This window comes from Spirillospora sp. NPDC052242 (genome assembly GCF_040679555.1).
GTDB lineage: Bacteria > Actinomycetota > Actinomycetes > Streptosporangiales > Streptosporangiaceae > Spirillospora.
The window spans coordinates 143,355-153,165 of the sequence record NZ_JBFAUZ010000017.1 but is presented as its reverse complement, the minus strand read 5'-3'; the positions used below and the strand labels follow the sequence as shown (position 1 = coordinate 153,165).

The following is a 9,811-nucleotide window of genomic DNA, read 5'->3' as shown; positions in this document are numbered from 1 at the left end:
GTCGCGATGACCGCGCTCGGCTTCGAGCGGGCCGGGATCGGCGCGACGATCAAGTACGAGCAGGCGCTCGCCGAGCGCCCCCGGCCGGACGGACGGCACGGCGCGGGCCGCGGGCCCGTTCGAGCCCGCGCGCGCCGCGGCCGTCCTCGCGCGCCGCGCGGAGGCGGTCCGGTCGGGCGACCGCGCCGCGTTCCTCGCGACCGTCGCCGCCGCGCCCGCCGGATTCCGCGCCGCGGAGGCGCGCCGCTTCGACAACCTGCGCCGGCTCCCGCTCGGCGGCTGGCGCGAGGAGATCGTCGACCCCCGCCTCGACGAGGACGGCGACGCGGTGGTCGTCCGCGTCGAGACCCGCTACCGGTTCCGCGGCTTCGACGACGGCGACGCCGCGCGCGTCCGCCAGCTGACGTTCGCGCCGCGCTCCGGCGCGTGGGCCGTGACCGGCGACGGCGCGGCCCGGGGGTTCGCCGACGACGCAGCGATCTGGGACGCCGGGCCGCTCGCCGTCGCCGCGGGCGCCACGAGCCTCGTCATCGGCGACACGACCGGGCTGGACGACCTCGCCGCGCTGCTCGACGCCGCGGTGCCGGCCGTCACCGACGTCGTCGGCACCGGCTGGGCGCGCCGCGCGGTGGCGCTCGCCCCCGCCGACCCCGCCCTGGCCGGAGACCTCGCCGGCGCCGGGACGGACGTCGCGTCGTTCGCCGCGCTCGCCGCCGTCACCCCCGGCCCCGGCGGGAAGGGCGGGCGGGACCGCGTGGTCGTGTCCCCCGCCGCGTTCGGCCGCCTCAACGACCTCGGCCGCCGGGTCGTCCTCACGCACGAGCTGACCCACGTCGCGACCGGCGGCGCCCGCGACGACACGACGCCGCTGTGGCTCATCGAGGGGTTCGCCGACTACGTCGGGTACCGCGGCGCCGGCATCGGCGTCCGCGACGCCGCCGCCGAGCTGCGCCGCGAGGTGGCGGCCGGGCGGGTGCCCGCGGGACTGCCCGCGCCGGACGACTTCGCCGGGGACGCGCGGCGGCTGTCGCAGGCGTACCAGGAGTCCTGGCTCGCCTGCCGGATGATCGCGGAGCGGTACGGTGAGGCGACGCTCGTCCGGCTCTACCGGGCCGCCGGGCGCACCCCCCTGGAGACCGTGCTGCGCGAGGAGCTGGGGCTCACCCCGGACCGCTTCACCGCGGAGTGGCGCGCCTACCTGACGAAGGAGCTCACGTGAGCGAGCAGGACGGGCGGCTGCGGCGCCCCCGGATCGCCGCGACCGTCGCCGCCGCCGCGCTGTTCGCCGCGGTCGGGACCGTCCTGGCCCTGACCACCCCGTGGAACCCGCTGCCCGGCCCGGTCCCCGGCGGCCGGACGGCGCCGGACCCGTCCGCGGACTACTCCCCCGCCGAGATCGCCCGCAGCGCCGCGTTCGACTCCGCGATCAACCCGCCCGCGTACGCGGGACTCGCCGCCGGGCTCGCGGTGGTGCTCCTCCTCGGCCTGACGCCGCTGGGGGCGCGGCTCATCCGGTTCGCGACGGCGCGCGTGCCGCGCCGCCCGCTGCGCGTCCTCACGGCCACCGTGGCGGTGACGACGCTGCTGTGGCTCGCCGGCCTGCCGTTCGACGTCTGGGGCGAGACGGTGCTGCGCGACTACGGGCTGTCCACGCAGGGCTGGTCCGCGTGGTTCGTGGACGAGCTGAAGTCCCTCGGGCTCACGTGGGCCGTCTACGGGCTCGTGCTGCTGCTCCTGTACGCGGCGGTGCGCCGCTTCCCCCGCTACTGGTGGACGGGCGCGGCCGTCGGCGGCTTCACGCTCGTCGTCGCGGCGTCGTTCGCGTATCCGGTGGTGGTGGAGCCGGTCTTCAACCGGTTCCACTCGCTGCCCGAGGGAAGGCTGCGCACCGACCTGCTGGCGATGGCCGAACGCGACGGCGTCCCGGTCGAGGACGTCCTCGTCGCGGACGCGTCCCGCCGGACGACCTCGCTGAACGCCTACGTGTCCGGGTTCGGCTCGACGCGCCGGATCGTCCTGTACGACACGCTGCTGGAGTCGCCGCCGGAGCGGGTCGAGTCCATCGTCGGGCACGAGCTGGGCCACGCCGACGACGGGGACGTGCTGTGGGGGACGCTCGTGGGGGCGCTCGCCGTCGCGGGCGGCGTGTGCCTGCTGTACCCGCTGATGACGTCGCCGCGGCTGCTGCGCCGCGCCGGGGTCGTCCCGCGCGGCCGGAGCGCCGACGCCGCGGACACCGGCGACGAGGGCGAGGGCGAAGGCGCGCACGCCGCCGCGGACGGACGGGCGGACGCCGCGCGGGGCGGGGCCGCGGACCCGCGGTCGGTCGCGCTCGTCGTGGCGCTGCTGGCGGTCGCGATGCAGCTCGCCGCGCCCGTGCAGAACCTCGTCAGCCGCCGGATCGAGGCGCGGGCGGACGTCCACGCCCTCGACCTCACCCGCGACCCGGCGACGTTCGTGTCGATGCAGCACGAGCTGTCGGTGCGCAACATCTCCGACCTGAGCCCGAACCCCGTCGAGCGGTTCCTGTGGATGACGCACCCGGCGGGACCCGAGCGGATCGCGAGGGCGCGCGACTGGGCGCGCCTGCACGGCGTCCGGGTCCCGCCGCCGCGCTCCGGCGGCTGAGCCCGGTCAGCTCCCGGCCGGCCGCCCGGCGGGCTTGTCGGCCTGCGCGGCCAGGTTCGCCGGGTCGGCGTTCGGCCCGATCTTCACGGACCGCTTCAGCGCGCTGCCCTTCACCCACTTCTTCCAGTCCATCTGCCAGTAGCTCCACCCGTTGTAGGGCTCCAGCTCCCGGTCGCTGCCCGTGACGATGATCGGGTCGCCGCGCATCGTCATCTCGTAGAACCACTCGGCGTTGGACGGGCTCACGTTGATGCAGCCGTGGCTGACGTTCGAGTTCCCCTGGCTGCCGACGGACCAAGGCGCGCTGTGGACGTACTCGCCGCTGTCGGAGATCCGCACGGCGTCGTCCACGACGAGGCTGTACCCGCCCGCGCTGCCCGGCGCGATCCCCATCCACGAGGACGTCATCGTGACGGGGTCGTCCTTCTGCATCGCCACGTGGATGCCGTTGGTGGTGGTGAACCTGCGCTCCGTCCCGTCGCCCATGCTGGTCGGGACCGTGCGCACCTTCTTGCCGTTGACCTTCACGACCATCTTGTGGGAGTCCTCGTCGGCGGTGCTGATCTGGGAGTCCCCGACCGTGAAGGCGACGTCGTGGTTCTTGCCGCCGTACACGCCCTTGCTCGTGCTCACGCCGGCCAGGTGCGCCTGGAACGTCACCTTGGTGTGCGCGGGCCAGTACTCCTTCGGGCGGAAGACGACCTGCTGGTCGTCGACCCAGTGCCAGGCGCCCTCGACGGGCTTGTTCGCGCGCACCACCAGCGCCCGCTCGACCTCGGCCTTGTCCTTGACCGGCTCCTCGAAGTTCATGACGATCGGGATGCCGACGCCGACGGTCTCCCCGTCGTACGGCGCCTCGAGCGTCATCGGGTTCGTCTTCTCCGCCGCCGCGGTGGTGAACTCGCTCCGCACCGTCCGGCTCCGCCCGTCCTCGCCGAGCGCCGTGGCGGAGACCGTGTACGTCTTGCCGGGCGTGAGCGCCCAGCGGGACCGCCACGCCGTCCCGTCCTCGGTCAGGCTTCCGTCGACGGCCGTCCCGCCGGTCGACACCGTCACGTCCGCGATCGTGCCGCGCTCCGCCCGGACGGCGATCGGCACGTCCGGCGCCACCGTCCCGCCCTGGCGCGGCGACACCGTGAGCTCGACGGACCGCGCCGTCGGCTCGTCCTGGGCCGTGCATCCCGCGGCCGCCGCCGCGCCGACGCCGACGAGCAGGGCGACGGCCCGCCGTCCCCGGTCCCTCGGTCCTGAGCAACGAAACCGCACTGTGGACCCCCCGGTCTCACCTGGGCGCCCATTTCGTCCGCTCCGGCCCGGTCGCTGGAGCGACGCCCAGTATGTGAAAGGGCCGGTACCCGGGAAATTCCGGATACCGGCCCTTCATGGGCGGTTTTTACCGATCAGTGGGCGAAATGACCCCGGTAGTACTCGAAGACCAGGCCGATCACCGACATCATGATGGCGACCGTACCGATGATCACGAGCCACCAGCCGAACACCAGGCCCAGCGTGATCGCCGCGGCCGACAGGCCGATGTACAGCGGCCACCAGCTGTGCGGGCTGAAGAAGCCCAGCTCTCCGGCCGCGTCCGCGATCTCGCCCTCCGGGTCGTCCTCGTACAGCGGGCCCGCGTTGGCCCGCTCGAGGCGCCGCACCGTGAAGTGGATGTAGAAGCCGATCAGGCCGGCGAGGCCGATCGACAGCGCGAGCGCGGTCGTCCCCGTCCAGTCCTTCGACCAGTACCAGTACACGATGTCGGTGATGAGGAAGAAGACGGCGCAGCCGTAGAACATGAACGCCTGAACGCGCATCGGTCAGTCTCCCTTCGAGACGGCCGAGCCGCCGGACGCGCCGGCCAGTTCGCCCTTCGCGCCCACGTGCGGGTGGTGCAGGTCGAACGCGGGCCGCTCGGACCGGATCTTCGGGATCGAGTTGAAGTTGTGCCGCGGCGGCGGGCACGACGTCGCCCACTCCAGCGACGCCCCGTAGCCCCACGGGTCGTCCACCTCGACGCGCTTGCCCTTCTTCCACGTGATGTAGACGTTGTAGAAGAACGGGATCATCGAGGCGCCGAGGATGAACGAGAAGATCGTCGAGACCACGTTCAGGCCCTCGAACTCGGCCGCGTAGTCGGCGTACCGGCGGGGCATGCCCGCGGCGCCCAGCCAGTGCTGGACCAGGAAGGTGCCGTGGAAGCCGATGAACAGCAGCCAGAAGTGCACCTTGCCGAGACGGTCGTTCAGCATCTTGCCGGTCCACTTCGGCCACCAGAAGTAGAAGCCCGCGAACATCGCGAACACCACGGTGCCGAACACGACGTAGTGGAAGTGCGCCACCACGAAGTAGGAGTCGGACAGCTGGAAGTCCATCGGCGGCGACGCGAGGATGACGCCGGTCAGGCCGCCGAACAGGAACGTGACGAGGAAGCCGAGAGACCAGAGCATCGGTGACTCGAAGGTCAACTGGCCTCTCCATATGGTCCCGATCCAGTTGAAGAACTTCACGCCCGTCGGTACGGCGATGAGGAACGTCATGAACGAGAAGAACGGCAGGAGCACCTGGCCGGTCACGTACATGTGGTGCGCCCAGACCGTGACGGACAGGCCCGCGATGCTGATGGTGGCGAACACCAGGCCGACGTAGCCGAAGACCGGCTTGCGGCTGAACACGGGGAGGATCTCCGTCACGATCCCGAAGAAGGGCAAGGCGATGATGTACACCTCTGGATGCCCGAAGAACCAGAAGAGGTGCTGCCACAGCAGCGCACCGCCGTGCGACGCGTCGAAGACGTGCGCGCCGAACTTCCGGTCGGCCTCCAGGGCGAGCAGCGCGGCGGCCAGCACCGGGAACGCGAGCAGGACCAGGATGGAGGTCAGCAGGACGTTCCAGGTGAAGATCGGCATCCGGAACATGGTCATGCCCGGCGCGCGCATGCACAGGATCGTGGTGATGAAGTTGACGGCGCCCATGATGGTGCCGAAGCCCGACATCGCCAGGCCGAGCACCCACATGTCACCGCCGATGCCCGGCGAGCGGACCGCGTTCGACAGCGGGGCGTAGGCGAACCAGCCGAAGCTCGCGGCGCCGTTCGGGGTCAGGAACCCGGCGAGGACGATCAGGCTGCCGAACAGGAACAGCCAGTACGCCAGCATGTTCATCCGCGGGAACGCGACGTCCGGCGCGCCGATCTGCAGCGGCATCACCACGTTGGCGAAGCCGGCGAACAGCGGGGTCGCGAACATCAGCAGCATGATCGTGCCGTGCATGGTGAACAGCTGGTTGAACTGCTCGTTGCTGACGACCTGGAGCCCCGGCTTGTACAGCTCGGCGCGCATGACCAGGGCGAGCACGCCGCCGATCAGGAACATGAAGAACGACGTGATCAGGTAGAGGTAGCCGATCGTCTTGTGGTCGGTGGACGACATCCACGAGGCGATGATCCGCCCCTTGCTCGTCCGCGACGCGGAGACCGGCGCGCTCGGTGCCTTGCTGATCGTCGTCAATTGGCACCCCCCGCGGCTTGGGTCGACGCGGCCTGCTTCTTGGCCTTGGCGTCGGCGATGAACTTGTCGTACTGCTCCGGCGTGACGACCTTCAGCTGGAACAGCATCCGGCTGTGGTCGACACCGCAGAGTTCGGCGCAGCGGCCCTCATAGGTGCCGAGCTTGTTCGCGGTGAACTCGAACTCGTTGGTGTAGCCCGGCATGACGTCCTTCTTGTAGATCATTGCCGGGACCCAGAACGAGTGGATGACGTCGTTGGCGTGCAGCCGGACGCGGATCTTCTCGTTCGCCGGGATCGTCATGACGGGCTTGGCGGGCGCCGGGCCGTTCGGGGCGACCGGCTGGCCGACCACGGTGGCGACGCTCTGGCCGTTCTCGACGTAGTCGAACTGCCAGCTCCACTGGAACGCCGTGACGTCGACGACGACGTCCGGATCGTCGGTGGTCTTCTCGACGAAGTTCTGGTCGCGCGCCGTGAAGTAGAACAGGACCGCGATGATGACGAACGGGACCGCCGTGTAGAGGATCTCGATCGGCATGTTGTAGCGGACCTGCGGCGGCAGGTCGTCGGAACGCTTGCGGTGGAACACCACAGCCCAGATGATCAGGCCCCAGACCACGGCCCCGACGGCGAACGCCGCGATCCAGGAGCCCTGCCAGAGCCTCAGCATGCGTTCGCCCTGGATGCTGATCGGCTCGGGCATGCCGAGGCGGGCCGCCTCACCGCTGCACGCGGTGGCGGTCAGCGCCAGCAGCCCTAGCGCGCCGGCGCTTGTGATTGCGCGGCGACTGCGCACAGGCGTACGCCGCTCCCTAGAGCGGGTCGGACTCACGGAATGCCTTCCCCACGGATGAAAGCCCGGTCGGCCGGGCGGTGTAGATCTGCTGTTACACGTGCGTTGGACACCCTAGCGCGAGGGTCGCGCGCACCCCCGATCGGGTGCCCGGTTAGTGTTCCGCCATGGCCGGAAGCAGCGGCTATCTCGACGCCGCCTCCACCGAACCGCCGCACCCCGCGGCGCGTGCCGCGCTGCTGGACGCGCTCGATTCGGCCTGGGCCGATCCCGCGCGCCTCTACGGTACGGCGCGCGGCACCCGCATCCTGCTCGACCGGGCCCGTGCGCGTGTCGCGGGCGTGCTCGGCGTCCGGCCCGACGAGGTGTCGTTCACGTCGTCCGGCACGCAGGCCGTCCACCTGGCCGTCCTCGGGGGGCTGCGGGCGCGGCGGCGGGTCGGCTCCCACCTGGTGGTGAGCGCCGTCGAGCACTCCAGCGTCCTGCACGCCGCCGAACTGCACGAGCGGGACGGCGGCGAGGTGACGGCCGTCGGCGTCGACCGGGCCGGCCGCGTCGACCCCGCCGAGTTCGCGGCGGCGCTGCGCCCCGACACCGCGCTGGCGTGCCTGCAGTCGGCCAACCACGAGGTCGGCACGCTGCAGCCGCTCGCCGAGGTCGCCGAGCACTGCCGGGCGGCGCGCGTCCCGCTGTTCACCGACGCGGCGCAGTCGCTCGGGCGCGCGGACGTCCCGGCGGGCTGGTCGCTGCTGGCGGGCAGCGCCCACAAGTGGGGCGGGCCCGCCGGGGTGGGGGTGCTCGCGATCCGCAAGGGGACGCGGTGGCGTTCCCCGCTGCCCGACGACGAGCGCGAGGCGCGCCGCGTCCCCGGGTTCGAGAACGTGCCCGGCGCGGTCGCCGCCGCCGCGGCGCTGGAGGCGCGGCACGTGGACATGGCGGCGGACGCGGCGCGGCTGTCGGCGCTCGTCGAACGGATCCGCGCGGAGGTGCCCCGGACCGTCCCGGACGTCGAGGTGGTCGGCGACCCGGTCCGGCGGCTGCCCCACCTGGTCACCTTCTCCTGCCTGTACGTGGCGGGCGAGGCGCTGCTCACCGAACTGGACCGGCTGGGTTTCGCGGTTTCGTCGGGGAGTTCGTGCACGGCGGATACGCTGCGTCCCAGTCATGTGCTGGAGGCGATGGGAGTGCTGACCCATGGGAACGTGCGGGTATCACTGCCTCGTGACGTCGAGGCGGCGGACGTCGAGCGCTTCCTGTCGGTGCTCCCCGGCACCGTCGCCCGGCTCCGCGGCGACCTGGGAGTGACCCCGCAGTGATCCGCCCCGCGACTCCTTCCCCCGGCACCCCCACTACCCCCGAGACAGGGAGGCGGTCCCGCCCATGAGGTTCCGAGGCCGCGCCAAGAACCGGCGGCCGGCGGCCGCGCCCGTCCCCGCCGCGCCCGAGCCGTCCGGTCCGGTGCCCGCGCTCGTCATCGACGCGCTGGGCCGCAAGTGCCCGATCCCGATCATCATGCTGGCCGAGCGGATCCGCGAGGTGCCGGTCGGGGAGGTCATCGCCGTCCTCGCCGACGATCCGGCCGCCCGCACCGACGTCCCCGCCTGGTGCCGGATGAAGTCGCAGGATTTCGTCCGCGAGGAGACCCTCGCGCAGGGCGGCTGGGGCTTCCACATCCGCCGGACGTACTGACCCCGCCGGCCCCGGCCCCGCCCCGGACGCGCGAAGGCCGCGCCCCCGGTGGGGACGCGGCCGGTCCGCGCGGACGTTACGGGTTCGGGCAGGTGACGTGCGGGGCCACCTCGGCGGACGCCTCCGGGCCGTAGGCGGCGGCGAAGCGGTCCAGGAACGCCTGGCGGGACAGCGTGTACTCCTGCGGGCCGGCGGCCTCGAGGGCGTGCGCGGCGATGGCGTTGCCGACCTGCGCGGCGCGCTCCAGCGGCAGGTTCCAGGCGAGGGCCGACAGGAAGCCGGCGCGGAACGCGTCGCCCACGCCGGTCGGGTCGACGATGGAGGAGACGGGGACGCACGGCACGTGGATCCCCTCCTGGCCCTCACGGTCGATGACGACGCCCTTGGCGCCGAGCGTGGTGACGCGGACGCCGACGCGGGAGAGGATCTCCTCGCCGGACCAGCCGGTCTTCTCCTCGCAGAGCGCCTTCTCGTACTCGTTGGTGAACAGGTACGCGGCGCCGTCGATGAGGCGGCGCACGTCCGGGCCGTCCATCCGGGCGAGCTGCTGGGACGGGTCCGCGGCGAACGGGATGCCGTGGGTGCGGCACTCGTCGGTGTGCCGCAGCATCGCCTCGGGGTCGTTCGGGCTGACCAGCACCAGGTCGAGGCCGCCGACGCGGTCGGCGACCGGCTGCAGCTCGATGGTGCGGGCCTCGCTCATCGCGCCCGCGTAGAAGGTGGCGATCTGGTTCTGGTCCTGGTCGGTGTTGCACAGGAACCGGGCGGTGTGGTGCAGCTCGGACACGTGCACCGAGGCGGTGTCGACGCCGTGCCGGTCGAGCCAGGAGCGGTAGTCGGCGAAGTCGTCGCCGACCGAGCCGACCAGGATCGACTCCTTGCCGAGGCTGCCCATCCCGAAGCAGATGTTGGCGGCGACGCCACCGCGGCGGATCTCCAGATCGTCCACCAGGAACGACAGCGACACCCGATCGAGCTGGTCGGGAAGGAGCTGGTCGGTGAACCTTCCCGGGAAGGTCATCAGATGGTCGGTCGCAATGGAACCGGTCACGGCGATGCGCACGCGTCGCTCTCCTCGTCGAGGTCGTCGTCCGGCTGGTTCACCGGCTGTTTCAGACTGGGAAAGCCTACTTGCAGCGGCGGCCGGTCACCTCGGGGGACGAACGGAAAGGGACGGCGCGGACGATCGTGCAGATC

The 9,811-nt window shown here is 72.1% G+C and carries 10 protein-coding genes; 4 read left to right on the top strand and 6 right to left on the bottom strand.

Features of this window, described 5'->3' with window-relative positions; genetic code table 11:
- Window positions 1–255: hypothetical protein (locus AB0L25_RS16605; protein ID WP_500172833.1), on the bottom strand; the 255-nt coding region annotated here is incomplete at its 3' end.
- A 73-nt stretch (window positions 256–328) separates the two neighbouring features.
- Between AB0L25_RS16605 and AB0L25_RS16600 the strand changes: the two genes are divergently transcribed.
- Together AB0L25_RS16600 and AB0L25_RS16595 are read left to right on the top strand one after the other, a co-directional pair.
- Window positions 329–1,219 (top strand): hypothetical protein, encoded by an 891-nt coding sequence (locus AB0L25_RS16600; protein WP_500172831.1) that lies wholly within the window; start codon window positions 329–331, stop codon window positions 1,217–1,219.
- Window positions 1,216–2,628 (top strand): M48 family metallopeptidase, encoded by a 1,413-nt coding sequence (locus tag AB0L25_RS16595; protein ID WP_500172829.1) that lies wholly within the window; start codon window positions 1,216–1,218, stop codon window positions 2,626–2,628. The genes AB0L25_RS16600 and AB0L25_RS16595 overlap by 4 nt, the downstream gene beginning before the upstream one ends.
- A 6-nt stretch (window positions 2,629–2,634) precedes the next feature.
- Here the strand turns inward: AB0L25_RS16595 and AB0L25_RS16590 are convergent, their stop codons facing one another.
- From AB0L25_RS16590 to ctaC, 4 genes are all read right to left on the bottom strand, one after another.
- A complete protein-coding gene (locus AB0L25_RS16590; protein WP_500172827.1) occupies window positions 2,635–3,894 on the bottom strand; it encodes a L,D-transpeptidase in 1,260 nt (419 codons plus the stop codon).
- 134 nt (window positions 3,895–4,028) lie between these two features.
- Window positions 4,029–4,439: a cytochrome c oxidase subunit 4 gene (locus AB0L25_RS16585; RefSeq protein ID WP_500172825.1), complete on the bottom strand. Its 411-nt coding sequence runs from the start codon at window positions 4,437–4,439 to the stop codon at window positions 4,029–4,031.
- Window positions 4,440–4,442: 3 nt separating this feature from the next.
- Window positions 4,443–6,131, bottom strand: coding sequence for an aa3-type cytochrome oxidase subunit I (ctaD, locus tag AB0L25_RS16580; RefSeq protein WP_500172823.1), 1,689 nt, complete (start codon window positions 6,129–6,131; stop codon window positions 4,443–4,445).
- Window positions 6,128–6,928, bottom strand: a complete 801-nt coding sequence (gene ctaC / locus AB0L25_RS16575) for an aa3-type cytochrome oxidase subunit II (RefSeq protein WP_500172821.1) — start codon at window positions 6,926–6,928, stop codon at window positions 6,128–6,130. The genes ctaD and ctaC overlap by 4 nt, the downstream gene beginning before the upstream one ends.
- 164 nt (window positions 6,929–7,092) lie before the next feature.
- On the opposite strand from ctaC, the gene AB0L25_RS16570 reads away from it, so the two are divergent.
- Together AB0L25_RS16570 and AB0L25_RS16565 are read left to right on the top strand one after the other, a co-directional pair.
- The gene (locus AB0L25_RS16570; protein ID WP_500172819.1) at window positions 7,093–8,241 is read left to right on the top strand and encodes a cysteine desulfurase family protein; all 1,149 of its coding nucleotides are present in this window, start codon (window positions 7,093–7,095) and stop codon (window positions 8,239–8,241) included.
- A 64-nt stretch (window positions 8,242–8,305) separates the two neighbouring features.
- Window positions 8,306–8,614, top strand: coding sequence for a sulfurtransferase TusA family protein (locus AB0L25_RS16565; RefSeq protein WP_500172817.1), 309 nt, complete (start codon window positions 8,306–8,308; stop codon window positions 8,612–8,614).
- A gap of 76 nt (window positions 8,615–8,690) precedes the next feature.
- On the opposite strand, the gene AB0L25_RS16560 is transcribed toward AB0L25_RS16565, so the two are convergent.
- Window positions 8,691–9,677 (bottom strand): carbohydrate kinase family protein, encoded by a 987-nt coding sequence (locus AB0L25_RS16560; RefSeq protein ID WP_500172815.1) that lies wholly within the window; start codon window positions 9,675–9,677, stop codon window positions 8,691–8,693.
- Window positions 9,678–9,811 lie beyond the last annotated feature (134 nt).

Excerpts from the sequence above, each read along its gene's own strand:
- AB0L25_RS16585 (WP_500172825.1), bottom strand. The coding sequence starts at position 4,439 with ATGCGCGTTCAGGCGTTCATGTTCTACGGCTGCGCCGTCTTCTTCCTC.
- AB0L25_RS16570 (WP_500172819.1), top strand. The coding sequence starts at position 7,093 with ATGGCCGGAAGCAGCGGCTATCTCGACGCCGCCTCCACCGAACCGCCG.
- AB0L25_RS16565 (WP_500172817.1), top strand. The coding sequence starts at position 8,306 with ATGAGGTTCCGAGGCCGCGCCAAGAACCGGCGGCCGGCGGCCGCGCCC.